Origin of the sequence: Roseicyclus amphidinii (assembly GCF_030163755.1) — a bacterium.
Classification (GTDB): domain Bacteria; phylum Pseudomonadota; class Alphaproteobacteria; order Rhodobacterales; family Rhodobacteraceae; genus Roseicyclus; species Roseicyclus amphidinii.
The window spans coordinates 18,469-35,268 of sequence record NZ_JASJOE010000008.1; the positions used below are offsets into that span (position 1 = coordinate 18,469).

Below are 16,800 nucleotides of genomic sequence, written 5' to 3' on the forward strand. Positions count from 1 at the left end.
AGCTCGCCGGGGCTTTCGCGTTTCGGGCCCCTTTTCGATCAGGCGGGCATCTTCGTGGTGCGCAGGTAGGGCAGCTTGGCGTCGATCTCGCCGAATTTTTCCCTTGCGGCAGCGTCGTCGAGCGACAGGGCGACGATGACGTCCTGCCCGTGGACCCAGTTGGCGGGCGTGGCGATGGGCGTCCGGTAGGTCGCCTGCAGCGCGTCGAGGGCGCGCAGCACCTCGGCGAAGTTGCGACCCACCGACATCGGGTAGGTCATCATCAGTTGCACCTTCTTGTCGGGCGAGACGATGAAGACCACGCGAACCGAGGCGCTGTCGGCAGCCGTGCGCCCGTCCGGCAGGTAGGCATCGGCCGGCAGCATGTCGAAGGCCTTGGACACCGTCAGGTCCTTGTCGGCGATGATCGGGAAACCGGCCTTGGCGCCGGCAAAGCTTTCGATGTCGGCCTTCCACTGGACATGCTCGTCCACGCCGTCGACCGACAGGCCGATCACCTTGGTGTTTCGCTTTTCCCATTCCTCGGCCAGCTGGGCGACCGCGCCGAATTCCGTGGTGCAGACCGGCGTGAAATCCTTGGGGTGCGAGAACAGGATCATCCAGCTATCGCCGATGAAGTCATGCAATGCGAAACTGCCCTGGTCGGTCTGGACGGTCAGGTTCGGGAGGGTGTCGTTGATGCGCAGCGCCATGTGCGAGGCTCCTTCTGGGTTTGCTTGGTCAATCAACAGGTAGTCGCTCGGCTTGGCGGGTTCACGGGGGCGGGCCCCGTCGTTGCCCGGAAAAGTCGGGGCATTCTGCCGCGCCGCGGCATCGCAACCGGCCGTTCCCGCGCGGGCGTCGTGGCGGAACGGTCGTTTCCGGCCCGTGTGCCGTCGCGCCCCCGCCTTGAAGCCCGCGGCGGGGGATGACAGGCTCGGCCCGAACCAAGGGAGACGACCATGGCCAAGACAACCGATTTCTACATCAACGGGCAGTGGGTCGCACCGATCCGGCCGCGTGACTTCCCCGTCATCGACCCCTCGACCGAGGAGGTCTGCGCCACGATCTCGCTGGGTGAGCCCGAGGATACCGAGGCCGCGGTCGCGGCCGCCAATGCCGCCTTCCCTGGCTGGGCCGCCACGCCGGTGTCCGAGCGCATCGCGGCGCTGGAGCGGCTGCTCGAGGCCTACAAGGCCCGCGCCGAGGACATGGCGCAGGCGATCAGCCGCGAGATGGGGGCGCCGATCGACTGGTCGCGCCAGCAACAGGTCACCTCGGGCGACTGGCATTTCGAGGGGTTCATCGACGCGGCGAAGCAGATGGAGTGGGACCGCCCCCTCGGGCCGCATGCGCCGGGCGAGCGCATCTTTCACGAACCCATCGGGGTCTGCGCGCTGATCACGCCGTGGAACTGGCCGATGAACCAGATCGCGCTCAAGGTCGCGCCGGCGCTGCTGGCGGGCTGCACCATGATCCTGAAACCCTCCGAGGTCGCGCCGCTGTCGGGGCTGGTCTTTGCCGAGATCGTGGATGCCGCGGGTCTGCCGCCCGGCGTGTTCAACCTGGTGAACGGGGACGGGCCGGGCGTGGGCAGCACGCTGAGCGCGCACCCGCATGTCGACATGGTCAGCTTCACCGGCTCCACGCGGGCCGGGCGGCTGATCTCCAAAGCCGCGGCCGACACGATCAAGCGCGTGAGCCTCGAGCTGGGGGGCAAGGGCGCGAACATCATTTTCGCCGATGCCGACGAAAAGGCGGTGAAGCGCGGCGCGATGCGCTGCTTCAACAACTCGGGCCAGTCCTGCAACGCGCCGACGCGGATGCTGGTGAGCCGCGAGCGTTACGAGGACGCGGTCGAGATCGCCGCGCGCGTGGCCGAGGAAACGCCGGTCATCCCTGCCAGCCAGGAAGGCCGCGGGATCGGGCCGGTCGTGTCCGAGGTGCAGTTCGACAAGATCCAGGCGCTGATCCAGACCGGCATCGACGAGGGCGCGCGGCTGGTCGCGGGCGGCACCGGGCGGCCCGGCCACCTGAACCGCGGTTTCTTCGTGCGGCCCACGGTCTTTGCCGACGTGACGCCCGACATGACGATCTACCGCGAGGAGATCTTCGGCCCGGTCCTGTCGATCATCCCCTTCGACACCGAGGACGAGGCCGTGCGCATGGCCAATGACACGGAATACGGCCTGACCAACTACATCCAGACCACCGACAAGGACCGCCTGCGCCGCGTGGCGCGGCAGCTGCGCTCGGGCATGGTGGAGTGCAACGGCAAGGGCTTCGGCAAGGGCTCGCCCTTTGGCGGGATGAAGCAATCGGGCAGCGGCCGCGAAGGCGGGGTCTGGGGCATCCACGAGTTCCTCGAGGTGAAGGCCGTCAGCGACTGGGAGTGATCCCGGTCCCTCACGCCCGATGACATCCGCGGCGCGGTTTCGCTGCGCCGCGGAAGTTTGTCGTGGTCCTGTCGCGCAAGCCGCCTATCTCCGCCGCAGATGGCAGAAGGAAGCGCGGCATGGGCCCGGTTGTCTTGATCCTCGGCAGCGGACCGGCTGCGGTGGCGGTAAAGAGTTGGGACCGGTCCGGTTTCGATCAGATCGTGGCGATCAACAACGCGTGGCGGTTGCGCCCCGATTGGGACGTGTCGATCCACCCCGAGGATTTCCCGCCCGAACACCGCCCGCCGGGGCTTCTGAAAGGGCAACGCCGGGTCGAGGCGCGCGATTACGTGCCGGTGCAGAACGCCTATGGCGGCTTCGTCTACGCCGGTGGCACCATGGCCTTTACCGCGGGTTATTGGGCTCTGGGCGCGCTGAAGCCGCGGGTGATGGCGTTCTTCGGCTGCGACATGGTCTATGCCGCGACCGGGCGCACGCATTTCTACGGCACCGGCACGGCGGACCCGCTGCGCCCCGACATCACGCTGCAAAGCCTCGAGGCCAAGGCCGCGCGGCTGCAACTTCTGGCCGCCGAACAGGGTTGCGCCTGCGTGAACCTGTCGTCGCAGGACAGCCGGCTGGTGTTTCCGCGTGCCGAGCGGGACATGCTCGGGCTGGCCGTCCCGGTCCTGCCGGAGCCCGAGAGCCTTGCCGCCGCGCAGGCACGCGAGGCGGCGTTGGGCTACATGGTGCCGTCGGGGCGGTATTGGGAGGTGGAGGACCGTTTCGACGCCACAGCCCTTGCCGATCTGGATGCGCTCTGGCTGGCGGCCCATGCCGCCGCGATCAGAACGGCGCCGGTGCCCGAAACAGCATTCCCGCGCCGCCGTTCGGGTGCCTCAGCTTGAGGCTTTCGGAATGCAGCATCAGCCGCGGAAAATCGCGTGCAGGCCCTTCGGCGTAGAAGGGATCACCAAGGATCGGGTGGCCGATCTCCTTCATGTGGACGCGCAACTGGTGTGAGCGCCCCGTCTTCGGCATCAGGCGCACGCGGGTGGTGCCGTCCTCGATCCTGACGCGGCGCCAGTCGGTCTGGGCGGGCTTGCCGTTCTCCCGGTCGACATGCTGGCGCGGGCGGTTCGGCCAGTCGACGCAGAGCGGCAGGTCGACATGGCCCGTGGCCTCGGCCATCTCGCCCCAGACGCGCGCGACATAGGTCTTTTTCGTCTGCCGTTTCTCGAATTGCAGCCCGAGGTGGCGCTGGGCATGGGGCGTCAGGGCGAAGACCATGACGCCCGAGGTGTCCATGTCGAGCCGATGCACCAGAAGCGCCGTTGGAAAGGCGGCCTTGATGCGGGACATCAGGCAATCGGACAGGTGTTCGCCCCGGCCCGGCACCGACAGCAGGCCCGAGGGCTTGTTGACCACGACGATCTCGTCGTCGGCATGGATTATGTCGAGCGGCAGATCGGGTGGCCTGTAGTCGAAGGCCGGGTTGGGGTCGGCGGCTTGCGTCAATGGCCGGGGTTCGACTTGTCGAAGGCAGCCTTTTGCGCGTCGGACGCCTCGGTCTGGTGCTTCGCCTTCCACTCCTCGTAGGGCATGCCGTAGACCACTTCGCGCGCGGCCTCCTTGTCCATCTCGATGCCGCGCTCGGCGGCGGCCTCCTGATACCAGCGCGACAGGCAGTTCCGGCAGAAGCCCGCGAGGTTCATCAGGTCGATGTTCTGCACATCCGTGCGTTCGTCGAAATGCCGCACGAGGCGGCGGAAGGCGGCGGCCTCCAGTTCGAGCTTGGTCTGGTCGTCCATGGTCACTCCTCCGGCGGTTTTGTCAGACCTCGGCATTCTTCAGCGCCGCGTCAAGCATCGGCGCAAGGCGATTGCCCCATGCGCGCTGCGCCTCGGGCGTTTTGATCAGGTCGTTGCGCACCTCGACCAGAACATGAGGCAGGCCGGGTTGCACCCCGTGCCGGTCCAGCGCATCGCCGGGCAGGTGGCCGGAATAGGGCTGGTTGTCGCCGACACACAGGTCCGGTTCGGCATTCAGCCGCGCGATCAGCGGATAGGCCAGCCGCGTGTCGCCCGCGTATAGCACCCCCACATGCCAGGGCCGCGGCGGGCGGCCGACGAATTGCGGGGTGAAGGAGTGGACGGCGACGATCACGGGCGCTCTGCGGCTGGCGATCAGGCGTTCGATCCCGCGGTGATAGGGGCGGTGGAACAGGTCGAGGCGGCGCGCGACCTCGGCCGCGTCGGCGTGGCGGTTCGCGGGGATGATCGAGCCGTCATAGATCTTCATGAGAAGCGTCGGGTCATCCTCGCCCCGGTTCGGGTCGATCACGAGGCGCGAGAAATCCGACAGGATGACGGGCGAGGCAAGCGCCTCGGCCAGCGCGCGGGCCACGCCTGCGGCCCCCACGTCATAGGCGATGTGGCGCGCCATGTCCTCGGGCGGCAAGCCCAGGTCGCCGCCCGCCACCTCCGGCGGCACACGGTTCGAGGCATGGTCGCAGGTCACCACCCAGCGCCCCTGCCGGTCTTCGCCTTCGATGTGGTAGGGTGCTGTCATCGTCGCGTCACGCCTTTCGCCCAAGACGCGGGCCGAGATAGGCGCTTTCGCGGGGAATGGCCAGAACCGCCCCGGCTTGCCTGTTGTTTGGTCCATGGAATTGCGCCATAGAGCCGTAACAACAGGACTGTTTGCGCTAACAGCGCCCGCCCGCGGCGGCATGACGGGGGAATGACCGATGAAACGCGACCGCAACGTGAAGATCGTGGCCACGCTTGGGCCTGCCTCGGACGGGGAGGGGATGATCCGCAAGCTCTACGAAGCGGGTGCGGATGTCTTCCGGCTCAACATGTCCCATGGCAGCCATGAAGAGATCCGGGGGCGCCATGCCGCCATCCGCAAGGTCGAGAAGGCCGTCGGCCGGCCCATCGCGATCCTTGCCGACCTGCAGGGGCCCAAGCTGCGCTGCGGGGTCTTTGCCGAGGACGAGGGGCATGTCCTGCGCAACGGCGCGTCCTTCCGCTTCGACCTCGACGAGACGCCGGGCACCGAGAAGCGCGTTCAGCTGCCGCACCCCGAGATTTTCGCGGCGCTGGAGCCGGGCGCGCGCCTGCTGGTCAACGACGGCAAGGTGCGGCTGCGCGTCGATGACTGCGGGCCGGATTTCGCGGATTGCACCGTCATCGCGGGCGGCCCCGTCTCGAACCGCAAGGGCGTGAACGTGCCCGACGTGGTGCTGCCGCTGGCGGCGCTGTCGGAGAAAGACCGCGCTGACCTCGAGTTCGTCTGCGCGCTTGGCGTCGACTGGCTGGCGCTGAGCTTCGTGCAGCGCGCCGCCGACGTGGCCGAGGCGCGCGAGCTGGCCAAGGGCCGCGCCGCGATCCTGTCGAAGATCGAGAAGCCCGCCGCCGTCACCGCCTTCGACGAGATCCTCGCGGCCTCCGACGGGATCATGGTGGCGCGGGGCGATCTGGGCGTGGAGCTGCCGGTTCAGAACGTGCCGCCGATCCAGAAGCGGCTGGTGCGCAAGTGCCGCGCCGCGGCCAAGCCGGTGATCGTGGCCACCCAGATGCTCGAGTCGATGATCGAAAGCCCGATGCCGACGCGGGCCGAGGTGTCGGACGTGGCGACCGCGCTTTACGAAGGGGCCGATGCGGTGATGCTGAGCGCGGAATCGGCTGCCGGCTCCTACCCGGTCGAGGCGGTGCGGACGATGCACAACGTCGCGCTGGAGGTCGAGAACGACGGCAATTTCCGTGACATCATGGTCGCCTCGCGCACCGTGGCGCGCTCGACCACGGCGGATGCCATCGTCGCCGCGGCGCGCGAGATCGCCGAGACGGTCGACATCAAGGCGATCTGCTGTTTCACGCAATCGGGCACCACCGCGGCGCTGGTCGCACGCGAGCGTCCGCGGGTGCCGATCCTTGCGCTGACGCCGCAGGTCGGCGTGGCGCGGCGGATGTGCCTGACCTGGGGCTGCCACTGCTACATCACCGGTGAGCTGACGCGGTTCAAGGGCGCTGTCGTCTCGGCGGCGCGCACCGCGCGCGACGGCGGCTATGCGACCGAAGAGGACCAGATCATCGTGACCGCGGGCGTGCCGTTCAACGTGCAGGGCTCGACCAACATCCTGCGCGTGGCACCCTGCGCCGAACGGCTGATCTACGCGACCGACCCGGAATGATCCGCGCGCTGGCGCTGGCGGCGTTCGCCTCTGCGCCGGCGGCGGCCGGCATCCTTGACGGGACGATCACGGTGCAGGACGGGGCAGGACGGTTCATCCACCTGCCCGAACCACCGCTTGCCGTGGGTGAGGACATCTTCGACACCCCCGACCTGATCGCCTTCGACGAGGCGCAGGGCGTGGCGCTGCCCGCCGCGCTTGTGCTCGAGATCGGCGCGCCGATCCCGGCGGGGACGATGGTGGCGCTGCATTCGGTGATCTTCGACGGCACCGGCGGGCGGCAGCGGGGGTGGGTGCTGTTCGACGCGGCCATCCTCGGGGTGGCCACCTCGCCCGCGACGCTGGCTGCGACCGATGCGCTGTCTGGGGTCGAAACACTTTGGCTGGGCCACGCGATGCGCGGGCTGGAGGACGGGGACCGGGCCTGGATCGACCCGGACGCGCCGCGCCGCCTCTGGGTCGATTGGGCGGGCTCGTCGCCCGGCGATCACCTGCGCGTGGTGACCCTGGCCGCACCGCTGATGTAAGGCCGGGCTTTCGCCGCGCGGCGGGCCGTGGCACTCTGCGACGCAGTCAGAGTGAACCTGTTGCCCGTGATGCCAGTCGACCCCGATATCCTGATCGTCATTGCGACGCTGGTCGTGACCTTCGCCGGTCCATCGGTGGTGGCGGGCTGGGCGGAACGCAGCTGGCCCTGGGTCGCCATGACCTCGCTTGTGATCGGGCTCGGGCTGCTGGGATACGTCCACCTTGCGCTCGGGCCCGACGGCCTGAGCTTACGGGATATTCCCGACGCCTTCGTGCATGTCGCGGCCATGGTGTTGAACTGACGGCTGGACAGGGCGCGCGCTTGGCTGTATGCGACCCGCTCCAACGGTGCGACCGGCCAGAACGGCATGCCGAGTCGCGCCTGAACCGACCCTACGAGACAGGAGACGGAAATGCCGAAGATGAAGACGAAATCGAGCGCGAAAAAGCGCTTCAAGGTGACCGGCACCGGCAAGGTGGTGGCGGCACAGGCCGGCAAACGGCACGGGATGATCAAGCGGACGAACAAGTTCATCCGCAACGCGCGTGGCACGACGACCCTGTCGGAGCAGGACGCGAAGATCGTCAAGTCCTACATGCCCTACGACCGTTGAAGGAGGCCTGAGAGATGTCCCGCACCAAAGGTGGAACCGTCACCCATCGCCGCCACAAGAAGGTTCTTGACGCGGCCAAAGGCTATTATGGCGCGCGCTCGCGGAACTTCCGCACCGCGACCCAGGCCGTCGACAAGGCCAACCAGTACGCGACCCGCGACCGCAAGGCCCGCAAGCGCCAGTTCCGCGCGCTGTGGATCCAGCGGATCAACGCCGCCGTCCGCGCCTTCGACGCCGAGATGACCTATTCGCGCTTCATCAACGGGCTGGCCAAGGCCGGCATCGAGGTGGACCGCAAGGTTCTGGCCGATCTGGCCGTGCATGAGCCCGAGGCTTTCGGCGCAATCGTCGCACAGGCGCGCGCAGCTCTCTGAGCCGAGCCGCAAGGCATTGAGTTTCAACCCCCGCCGGGCGATGGTCCGGCGGGGGTTTTCCGTTCTGGTGGTGCCATGTCGAATTTCTTTACCGAGTATCTCAAGACCACCGATGACAGGCTCCTGTCGAAGTGGACCCAGTATTTCGACACCTACACGCGCGAGCTGACCCGGTTTCGGCAGCGCCCCGTGTCCTTCCTCGAGATCGGCGTGTTCAAGGGCGGCTCGATCCCGATGTGGAAGGCGTTCTTCGCCGAGGGATCGCGCCTGACCTTCATCGACATCGACCCCGATTGCGCGAAGCTCGCCGAAGAGGGCACGACCGTCGAGATCGGGAACCAGGCCGATCCGGCCTTTCTCGCCGAGTTGGCGGCGAAACACGGGCCGTTCGACGTGATCCTCGATGACGGCAGCCATGTCTGCGCGCACCAGGTCGCCAGTTTCGAGAACCTCTGGCCCCATGTCGCCGACGGCGGCCTCTACCTGGTCGAGGATTGCCACACCTCCTACTGGCCCGGTTTCGGCGGCGGCTACCGCAACGAGGCAAGCTGGATCGAATATGCCAAGCGCCTGACCGACCGCATGCACAGCTGGTATACCGACCAGGACGCGATGTTCCCCTTCGACCCGATCGCACGGGAGCTGCATTCGGTGCGGTTCTACGACTCGATCACGGTCGCCGAGAAACGGGTGAAGGCCGAGCCGCCCGCCACCGTCTACGCGCAGAACGGCAAGGTGCAGCTCTCGCGCCGCGCGCTGGAGATCCGGGGGCGCAAGTCGGCCTTTGCGGGCAAGGACGGCAGGTAAGCGCCTGCCGCTTGCAATCCGGGGCTTTGGTGATAGGTCAGGGCGCGGATTTGGACGGGCGGAAGGCGCGGGATCATGGACCTTGATGGGCTGAAATCGGACTGGCTGGGGCGCATCGGGGCGGCGACGGACGAGGCCGCGCTGGAAGAGCTGCGCGTCGCGGCGCTGGGCAAGAAGGGCGAGATCAGCCTGAAGATGCGCGAGCTGGGCGGCATGTCGCCCGAGGAACGGCAGGTCGCAGGCCCCGCGCTGAACGCGCTGAAGGATGAGGTGAATTCGGCGCTGGCGGCGAAGAAGGCCGCTTTGGCGGATGCGGCGCTGGATGAACGGCTGCGCGCGGAATGGCTGGACGTGACGCTGCCGGCCCGCCACCGCCGCGCGGGCACGATCCACCCGGTCAGCCAGGTGACGGAGGAGGTCACGGCGATCTTCGCCGACATGGGCTTTGCCGTGGCCGAGGGCCCGCAGATCGAGACCGACTGGTACAATTTCGACGCGCTGAACATCCCCGGCCACCACCCCGCGCGGGCCGAGATGGACACGTTCTACACCCACCGCGCCGAGGGCGATAACCGCCCGCCCCACGTGCTGCGCACCCATACCTCGCCGGTGCAGATCCGCTACATGGAGGCGCATGGCGCCCCTGTCCGCGTGATCGCGCCGGGCCGCGTCTACCGCGCGGATTACGACCAGACCCACACGCCGATGTTCCACCAGGTCGAGGGGCTGGCCATCGACCGCGACATCTCGATGGCGAACCTGAAATGGGTGCTGGAGGAGTTCTTCTCGGCCTATTTCGGCACCAAGGTGAAGACCCGCTTCCGCGCCTCGCATTTCCCCTTCACCGAGCCCTCGGCCGAGGTCGACATCCAGTGTTCCTTCGAAGGCGGCACCGTGAAGGTGGGCGAGGGCGACGACTGGCTCGAGGTGCTGGGGTCGGGCATGGTGCATCCCAAGGTGTTGCAGGCGGCGGGGGTGGACCCGTCCGCGTGGCAGGGCTTTGCCTTCGGGATGGGGATCGACCGGATCGCGATGCTGAAATACGGCATCCCGGATTTGCGGGCGTTCTTCGATTCAGATTTGCGGTGGCTGAGGCACTACGGGTTCAGCGCGTTGCAGGTGCCGGCGGTGCATAGCGGGGTGTGAGGCAAGGTGCCGCTCAAGTTTCACCCACGCGCCGGCACGATGCTTGTTGCCGATTTTCGTGGGTTTGAGCCACCAGAGATCTGCAAGAAACGCCCTGTGATCGTCGTGTCGCCGCGGCTTCCCAACCGGGGGGACCTTGTGGCCGTGGTGCCGACCAGCACCACCGCGCCGCGCAAGGAAATGCCCTACCATGTGCGCCTTGGCCGAAACTATGCCCCGTGGGACGCGGGCGATGGACCGGTTTGGGCAAAATGTGACTTGTTGATGAACATCGGTCTACACCGGCTCGACGGGTTCAAGGTTGGGCGTCGGACTTGGGAAACTCCACAGGTTTCCGATGATGACCTCGAGCGCGTGCGGGCCGGGGTTTTGGTTGCACTCGGCTTCGATGGTCATTGAATTTTCGCCGACGCAGGTGCATATGGGGAAGGTATCCCGGTCATCGGGCTTTAAGACCTAGATTACTAGGCAGACCGTCCATCGAGCGATAACAAGCTCAGGGCGGTCTTCGTGTTTCTGGGGGTTCCGCTACGCTCGCTGGCACTCCCTCATCCCCTTTCCCCGGTGGACACCGCGCACAGAGACGCTAGAAACCGCTCGACCCCGTGACGGAGCGCAAGCGCATGAAATTCACCCTGTCCTGGCTGAAAGAGCACCTGGAAACCGACGCCTCGGTCGAGGAGATCGCCGAGGCGCTGACCGACCTCGGCCTCGAGGTGGAGGGCGTCGAGGATCGCGCGGCGCGGTTGAAGGCGTTTACCTTGGCGCGTGTCGTCTCGGCCGAACAGCACCCCGATGCCGACCGGCTGCGCGTCTGCATGGTCGAGACCGACGAGGGCATGAAACAGATCGTCTGCGGCGCGCCGAATGCGCGGGCGGGGATCACGGTGGTCCTGGCCAAGCCCGGCGATTACGTGCCGGGGATCGACGTGACGCTGTCGGTCGGCAAGATCCGCGGCGTGGAAAGCCACGGGATGATGGCCTCGGAGCGCGAGCTGGAACTGAGCGACGAGCATTCCGGCATCATCGAGCTGCCGTCGGGCGAGGTGGGGCAGCGGTTCACCGATTGGCTGGCCGCGAACGATCCGGCACGCGTCGACCCGGTGATCGAGATCGCCATCACGCCGAACCGGCAGGATGCGCTTGGTGTCCACGGCATCGCGCGCGACCTCGCGGCCCGTGGCCTCGGCAAGCTGAAGCCGCATGATCCGGAGCCGGTGAAGGGAACCTTCCCCTGTCCCATCGGGGTCAGCATCAACGCTGACACGCTGGATGTCGCCCCCCATTGGGCGGGCCGCGTGATCCGTGGCGTGAAGAACGGGCCGTCGCCGCAATGGCTGCAGGACCGGCTGCGCGCGATCGGGCTGCGGCCGATTTCGGCGCTCGTGGATGTGACCAACTTCTTCACCTATGACATGAACCGCCCGCTGCATGTCTTCGACGCCGACAAGGTGAAGGGCGATCTGCGGGTGCATCGCGCCAAGGGCGGCGAGAGCCTGCTGGCGCTCGACGAGAAGACCTATACCGCAGCCCCCGGTCACACGCTGATCTCGGACGAGAACGGGGCCGAGAGCCTGGCCGGGATCATGGGCGGCGAAGAGACGGGCTGCACCGAGGAGACGGTGAATGTCTATGTCGAGAGCGCCTATTGGGACCCGGTCCATGTCGCCCATACGGGCCGCGACCTGAAGATCAACTCGGATGCGCGTTACCGGTTCGAGCGGGGGGTGGACCCGGAGTATACCCTGCCGGGTCTGGAGGCCGCGACGCGGATGATCCTCGATCTCTGCGGTGGCGAGCCGTCGGAAGTGTCGGAGGCCGGTGCACCGCTGAAAACCGCGCGGAGCTATCCGCTCGATACCGCGCGGGTGATCTCGCTGGTGGGGATGGAGATCCCCAAGGCGGAACAGGTGCGCATCCTGACCTCGCTCGGCTTCTCGGCCACGGGCGCGGGCGATGTGCTGGAGGTCTGGGTGCCGTCCTGGCGGCGCGACGTCCAGGGCGAGGCGGATCTTGTGGAAGAAGTGGCGCGGGTGGCGTCGCTGACCAAGCTGGAGCCGAAGCCGCTGCGCCGGGCGAAGGCGGGCGTGCCGAAGGCCGTGCTGACACCCATGCAGCTGCGCGAGCGCGCGGGGCGGCGGACGGCGGCGGCGCTCGGCTACAATGAATGCGTGACTTACTCCTTCATCGACCGCGCCTCGGCGCAGCTCTTCGGCGGTGGCAGCGATGACGTGATGCTGGAGAACCCGATCTCGTCGGAGATGAGCCACATGCGCCCCGCGCTGCTGCCGGGGCTGTTGCAGGCCGCGGCGCGCAACCAGGCGCGGGGGATGATGGACCTTGCGCTGTTCGAGGTCGGCCACGCCTTCCACGGCGGCGAGCCGGGCGAGCAGCATCTGCAGGTCGCGGGCCTGTTGATCGGCCAGACCGGCCCGCGCGGGCCGCATGGTGACCGCCGCGCGGTCGATGTCTTCGACGTGAAGGCCGACGCCGAGGCGCTGCTGGCCGCCATGGGCGCGCCTGCCAGCGCGCAGATCCTGCGCGGTGCGCCGGAGTGGTGGCACCCCGGCCGGCACGGGATGGTCTGCCTCGGTCCGAAGAAGGTGCTGGGCATCTTCGGCGAGCTGCACCCCAAGGTGCTGCGCGCGATGGATGTGAAGGGGCCTGCGATGGGGTTCACGCTGTTCCCGGCGGAGATCCCGATGCCGAAATCCGCGGGCGCAAGCCGCGGCGCGGTGGAGATGTCGGACTTCCAGGCGGTCGAGCGCGACTTCGCCTTCGTCGTCGATGCGGGCGTCGAGGCGGCGGTCCTGGTGAATGCGGCGGCGGGGGCCGACAAGGCGCTGATCGAGGAGGTGCGCGTCTTCGACGAGTTCGTCGGCGGTTCGCTGGGCGACGGGCGCAAATCCATCGCCTTCTCGGTGCGGATGCAGCCCAAGGACAAGACCCTGACCGACGAGGAGATCGAGGCGGTGGCCGCGAAGATCGTAGCCAAGGTCGAGAAGGCCTCGGGCGGGGTTCTGCGCGGCTGAGGGATTGCGCCCGCTGCCGCGGTCGCCCGGGCAAATGCCTTGGAAGGCATTTGGGCCCGGTGTCGGGTGCTGTGCCCCGTCTTCGGGTGGACGCGCGGGTTTCGGGTGGCGGATGCCTCCGGCGGCCATATTTGTGGGATGAAGATGGGTGGGGATGTGCCCTGCCCCGAGGCCGAGGGAGAAGGCGATGCTGACGGTTTACCTGTCCGGAGAGATACACACCGACTGGCGCGAGGAGATCGAGGCCGGGGCCGCGGGTCTCGACGTGCGGTTCACCGCGCCGGTGACGGATCATGCGGCGAGCGACGATTGCGGCGTGGCGATCCTGGGGGCGGAGCCGGACAAGTTCTGGCACGACCACAAGGGCGCCAAGCTGAATGCGATCCGCACGCGACACGGGATCGAGACGGCGGATATCGTCGTCGTGCGCTTCGGCGAGAAATACAGGCAGTGGAACGCGGCCTTCGATGCAGGCTATGCGGCGGCGCTGGGCAAGCCCCTGATCGTGGTGTCGATGCCGGATCACCAGCATGCGCTGAAAGAGGTGCATGCCGCGGCGCTGGCCGTTTGCAGTGAGCCGGGGAAGGTGGCGCAGATCCTGCGCTATGTTCTCGAGGGCAGGCTGCCCGGCTGACGCGGGCAGGACGGTTTTGCCCGCGTTCATGGCAGCGATGGCGACCGATCACCAAAAAAGATGCGCCGTGGCAGGCGCTGCCGCTTGAACGCGGCCCGCGGTTGCGCATCCTGCACGGGCGGCCGCGGCGCTGGCGTTACAGCCAAGGGCGGCGGGCCGGCAGTCAAACAGGGTGGACGACCACATGATCAACGAGTTCAAGGATTTCATCGCGCGGGGCAATGTCGTGGACATGGCCGTGGGCATCATCATCGGGGCGGCCTTCACCGCCATCGTGTCGTCCATGGTGGGCGATCTGATCAACCCGATCATCGCGCTTGTGACGGGCGGCATCGACTTTTCCGGTTGGTTCTACGCGCTGAATGGCGAGAGCTATCCCTCGCTCACCGCCGCGCAGGAGGCGGGCGCGCCGGTCTTCGCCATCGGCAGTTTCGTGATGGCGGTGATCAACTTCCTGATCATCGCGGTCGTCGTCTTCATGCTCGTTAAGATGGTGAACCGCATCAAGGAAGCCGCCGAGAAGAAGGCGGAGGAGCCCGCCGCCGAGGAGGGCCCGGCTGCGCCGACGGAGCTGGAGATCCTGATCGAGATCCGCGACGCGCTGAAGAAGGGCTGAGCCCTTTCGGCACGGACGGACGAGAGGCCCGCGCCCGACGGTGGCGCGGGCCTTCTTCATTGGCGGGGCCGGTCAGCCCGCTGCCTGTGCCGTGGGCCTGCGCCGCAGGTACCAGTACCAGATGCGGTAGCCCTCGAGCAGGGCGAGCGGCAGGAAATGCGTGATCGCGGCCTCGGGGTGCTCCCAGTCATGCAGCGCCGCCCAGTGCAGCAGGGTGAAGACCGCCGCGGCATAGGTCATGCGCTGCAGGGTTTTCCAGTGCCGCCCCATCAGGCGCTGCGCCCAGTCGGCCGAGGTCAGCGCGAGCGGCACGAAGATCACGAAGGCGAGCCAGCCGGTCCAGATGTAGGTCCGGTCCAGCTCTCCCAGAACGCCGCCGAGGCTGCCGGTGTCGGCCAGGTAGAACAGCGTGTGCAGCGCCGCGTAGCCGAAGCTTGCGACGCCGAGATAGCGGCGGTTCTTCTTCAGCCATTGCGGCCCGCGCCAGCCGCGCAACAGCAACGCCAGCGGCGTGGCCATGAGGGTCACGATCAGGAGCCGCGCGGACATTTCCCCGCTCGGGTGGAGCAATTCGTGGACGATCCGCTCATCGGTCGAGGTCAAGGCCTGGATGCTCCAGGCAATCGCCGGAAGGGCGAGGATGGCCCAGAGGCCGTAGGGGGAAAGGCGGGCGAACATCGGGGGGCTCCTTGTTGCTGACCCCCCGTTGCACGCCGCCCGCACGGCGTTCCGTCGCTATTGGGCGAGGATCGCCGAAGGGGCGGTCACGTCGATCCCCAGCGCGCGGCCGACGGCGTGGTTGGTCAGCCGCCCCTCGTGGGTGTTCAGCCCCGCCAGCAGGTGCGGATCGTCGAGGCAGGCCTGCCGCCAGCCCTTGTCGGCGAGCGCGACCATGAAAGGCATGGTCGCGTTGCCAAGCGCGATGGTGGAGCTGCGGGCGACCGCACCCGGCATGTTGGCGACGCAGTAATGCACCACGCCGTCGACCTCGTAGATCGGGTTTTCGTGGGTGGTGGCGCGCGACGTCTCGAAACATCCGCCCTGGTCGATGGCGACGTCCACGATCACCGCGCCGCGCTTCATGGTCGTAAGCTGCGCGCGCGTCACCAGCTTGGGGGCGGCCGCGCCGGGGATCAGCACCGCGCCGATCACCATGTCGGCGGTGGTGATCAGCTCCGCGGTGCTGTCCGCGCTGGCGTAGCGGGTCCTGAAAATGCCGCGGTAGACATCGTCGAGATAGCGCAGGCGCGGCAGCGACCGGTCGAGCACGGTGACATCCGCCCCCATGCCCGCCGCGACGCGTGCGGCCTGCGTGCCGACGACGCCGCCGCCGATCACCACGACCTGCGCCGGGCCGACGCCGGGCACGCCGCCCATCAGCACGCCGCGGCCGCCATTCGCCTTTTGCAGGGCCCAGGCGCCGACCTGCGGCGCAAGGCGGCCCGCGACCTCGGACATGGGCGCGAGCAGCGGCAGGCCGCCCTGGGCGTCGGTCACCGTCTCGTAGGCGATGGCGGTCACGCCGCTGTCGAGCAGGTCGCGCGTCTGCGCGGGGTCGGGGGCGAGATGCAGGTAGGTGAAGAGGATCTGGCCGCGGCGCAGCTGCTTGCGCTCGACGGCCTGCGGCTCCTTCACTTTCACGATCATCCCGGCCTCGGCGAAGACCTCGGCCGCCGTGGCGACGATGCGTGCGCCCACGGCCTCGTAGGCCTCGTCCTCGAAGCCTGCACCTGCACCCGCGCCGGTCTCGACGATGACCTCATGGCCGTGGGCGAGGGCCTCGCGCGCGGCGGCGGGGGTCAGGCCGACGCGGTATTCCTGCGGTTTGATCTCTTTCGGGCATCCGATCAGCATTGGGGGTCTCCTTCCCTGTCTGCCCGGATGATCCGCCGATACGGCTGAAATTGCTTTGATCTTTCGCGCGGGTTTGGCCATAAACCTGCACGTCTTTCCGATGAAAAGGCTATTAGATGAAAGAATTTCGCGCCGATGCGCAGCTTGACGACATGGACCGTGCCATCCTGCGGGTGCTGCAGCGCCATGGTCGCATGACCCATGCCGAGCTGTCCGAGCGGGTGCATCTGTCGCCCTCGGCCTGTCACCGGCGGGTGCAGCGGCTGGAGGGGGCGGGGGTGATCCGGGATTATGTCGCCCTGCTGAACCCGCGCGCGGTGGAGCGGGTGACGACCGTCTTCGTCGAGATCAAGCTGTCAGGCCAATCCGACGAGATCCTCGACGCTTTCGAGAAAGCGGTCGCGCGGGTGCCGGACGTGCTGGAATGTCACCTGATGGCGGGCTCGGCGGATTACCTGCTCAAGGTCGTCTCGAAGGACAGCGAGGATTTCGCGCGCATCCATCGCCAGCATCTTGCGCGGCTGCCGGGGGTGGCGCAGATGCAGTCGAGCTTCGCGCTCAAGACCGTGTTCAAGACGACCGCGCTGCCCGTGTAGGGTGGGCAATCCTGCCCACCTCACCGGCACGGTGGGCGGCGGCG

At 67.7% G+C, this 16,800-nt stretch carries 20 protein-coding genes; 14 read left to right on the forward strand and 6 right to left on the reverse strand.

Features of this window, described 5'->3' with window-relative positions:
* Positions 1–38: 38 nt before the first annotated feature.
* A complete protein-coding gene (locus QQK83_RS04350) occupies positions 39–692 on the reverse strand; it encodes a peroxiredoxin (RefSeq protein WP_284262034.1) in 654 nt (217 codons plus the stop codon).
* Between the two features lie 249 nt (positions 693–941).
* Here QQK83_RS04350 and QQK83_RS04355 point away from each other — a divergent pair, with 249 nt between their 5' ends.
* Entirely contained in the window at positions 942–2,375 is a 1,434-nt protein-coding gene (locus QQK83_RS04355) for an aldehyde dehydrogenase family protein (protein ID WP_284262036.1), read from the forward strand.
* A gap of 119 nt (positions 2,376–2,494) precedes the next feature.
* Complete coding sequence (locus tag QQK83_RS04360) at positions 2,495–3,265, forward strand: hypothetical protein (protein WP_284262038.1); 771 nt, start codon at positions 2,495–2,497, stop codon at positions 3,263–3,265.
* On the opposite strand, the gene QQK83_RS04365 is transcribed toward QQK83_RS04360, so the two are convergent.
* From QQK83_RS04365 to QQK83_RS04375, 3 genes are read right to left on the reverse strand one after another with little or no spacing between them, the layout of a single operon-like run.
* Positions 3,204–3,875: an RluA family pseudouridine synthase gene (locus tag QQK83_RS04365; RefSeq protein WP_284262040.1), complete on the reverse strand. Its 672-nt coding sequence runs from the start codon at positions 3,873–3,875 to the stop codon at positions 3,204–3,206. The two genes, QQK83_RS04360 and QQK83_RS04365, sit on opposite strands and share 62 nt — an antisense overlap.
* Positions 3,872–4,168, reverse strand: coding sequence for a DUF1244 domain-containing protein (locus tag QQK83_RS04370; protein ID WP_284262042.1), 297 nt, complete (start codon positions 4,166–4,168; stop codon positions 3,872–3,874). The genes QQK83_RS04365 and QQK83_RS04370 overlap by 4 nt, the downstream gene beginning before the upstream one ends.
* A 22-nt stretch (positions 4,169–4,190) precedes the next feature.
* Complete coding sequence (locus QQK83_RS04375; protein WP_284262044.1) at positions 4,191–4,928, reverse strand: N-formylglutamate amidohydrolase; 738 nt, start codon at positions 4,926–4,928, stop codon at positions 4,191–4,193.
* A gap of 178 nt (positions 4,929–5,106) precedes the next feature.
* Between QQK83_RS04375 and pyk the strand changes: the two genes are divergently transcribed.
* The 11 genes from pyk to mscL all read left to right on the forward strand — a co-directional run bounded on the left by pyk (position 5,107) and on the right by mscL (position 14,306).
* A complete protein-coding gene (pyk, locus tag QQK83_RS04380; protein WP_284262046.1) occupies positions 5,107–6,555 on the forward strand; it encodes a pyruvate kinase in 1,449 nt (482 codons plus the stop codon).
* Positions 6,552–7,082: a hypothetical protein gene (locus QQK83_RS04385; protein WP_284262048.1), complete on the forward strand. Its 531-nt coding sequence runs from the start codon at positions 6,552–6,554 to the stop codon at positions 7,080–7,082. The genes pyk and QQK83_RS04385 overlap by 4 nt, the downstream gene beginning before the upstream one ends.
* Positions 7,083–7,151: 69 nt before the next feature.
* Entirely contained in the window at positions 7,152–7,385 is a 234-nt protein-coding gene (locus QQK83_RS04390; RefSeq protein WP_284262050.1) for a hypothetical protein, read from the forward strand.
* Positions 7,386–7,496: 111 nt separating this feature from the next.
* A complete protein-coding gene (gene rpmI, locus QQK83_RS04395) occupies positions 7,497–7,697 on the forward strand; it encodes a 50S ribosomal protein L35 (protein ID WP_284262052.1) in 201 nt (66 codons plus the stop codon).
* Positions 7,698–7,711: 14 nt separating this feature from the next.
* Entirely contained in the window at positions 7,712–8,071 is a 360-nt protein-coding gene (rplT, locus tag QQK83_RS04400; RefSeq protein ID WP_284262054.1) for a 50S ribosomal protein L20, read from the forward strand.
* A gap of 75 nt (positions 8,072–8,146) precedes the next feature.
* Positions 8,147–8,878 (forward strand): class I SAM-dependent methyltransferase, encoded by a 732-nt coding sequence (locus tag QQK83_RS04405; protein ID WP_284262055.1) that lies wholly within the window; start codon positions 8,147–8,149, stop codon positions 8,876–8,878.
* 75 nt (positions 8,879–8,953) lie between these two features.
* A complete protein-coding gene (gene pheS, locus QQK83_RS04410; protein WP_284262057.1) occupies positions 8,954–10,024 on the forward strand; it encodes a phenylalanine--tRNA ligase subunit alpha in 1,071 nt (356 codons plus the stop codon).
* 6 nt (positions 10,025–10,030) lie between these two features.
* Entirely contained in the window at positions 10,031–10,423 is a 393-nt protein-coding gene (locus QQK83_RS04415; RefSeq protein ID WP_284262059.1) for a type II toxin-antitoxin system PemK/MazF family toxin, read from the forward strand.
* Between the two features lie 224 nt (positions 10,424–10,647).
* A complete protein-coding gene (pheT, locus tag QQK83_RS04420) occupies positions 10,648–13,056 on the forward strand; it encodes a phenylalanine--tRNA ligase subunit beta (protein WP_284262062.1) in 2,409 nt (802 codons plus the stop codon).
* Positions 13,057–13,243: 187 nt separating this feature from the next.
* Positions 13,244–13,690, forward strand: a complete 447-nt coding sequence (locus tag QQK83_RS04425; protein WP_284262064.1) for a YtoQ family protein — start codon at positions 13,244–13,246, stop codon at positions 13,688–13,690.
* 184 nt (positions 13,691–13,874) lie between these two features.
* Positions 13,875–14,306, forward strand: a complete 432-nt coding sequence (gene mscL, locus QQK83_RS04430) for a large conductance mechanosensitive channel protein MscL (protein ID WP_284262066.1) — start codon at positions 13,875–13,877, stop codon at positions 14,304–14,306.
* A gap of 72 nt (positions 14,307–14,378) precedes the next feature.
* Here mscL and QQK83_RS04435 read toward each other — a convergent pair whose 3' ends face one another.
* Positions 14,379–14,984, reverse strand: a complete 606-nt coding sequence (locus tag QQK83_RS04435) for a protein-methionine-sulfoxide reductase heme-binding subunit MsrQ (protein WP_284262068.1) — start codon at positions 14,982–14,984, stop codon at positions 14,379–14,381.
* Between the two features lie 57 nt (positions 14,985–15,041).
* Positions 15,042–16,160: an alanine dehydrogenase gene (gene ald / locus QQK83_RS04440; RefSeq protein WP_284262070.1), complete on the reverse strand. Its 1,119-nt coding sequence runs from the start codon at positions 16,158–16,160 to the stop codon at positions 15,042–15,044.
* Between the two features lie 116 nt (positions 16,161–16,276).
* Here ald and QQK83_RS04445 point away from each other — a divergent pair, with 116 nt between their 5' ends.
* Positions 16,277–16,756: an Lrp/AsnC family transcriptional regulator gene (locus QQK83_RS04445; RefSeq protein WP_284262073.1), complete on the forward strand. Its 480-nt coding sequence runs from the start codon at positions 16,277–16,279 to the stop codon at positions 16,754–16,756.
* Positions 16,757–16,800 lie beyond the last annotated feature (44 nt).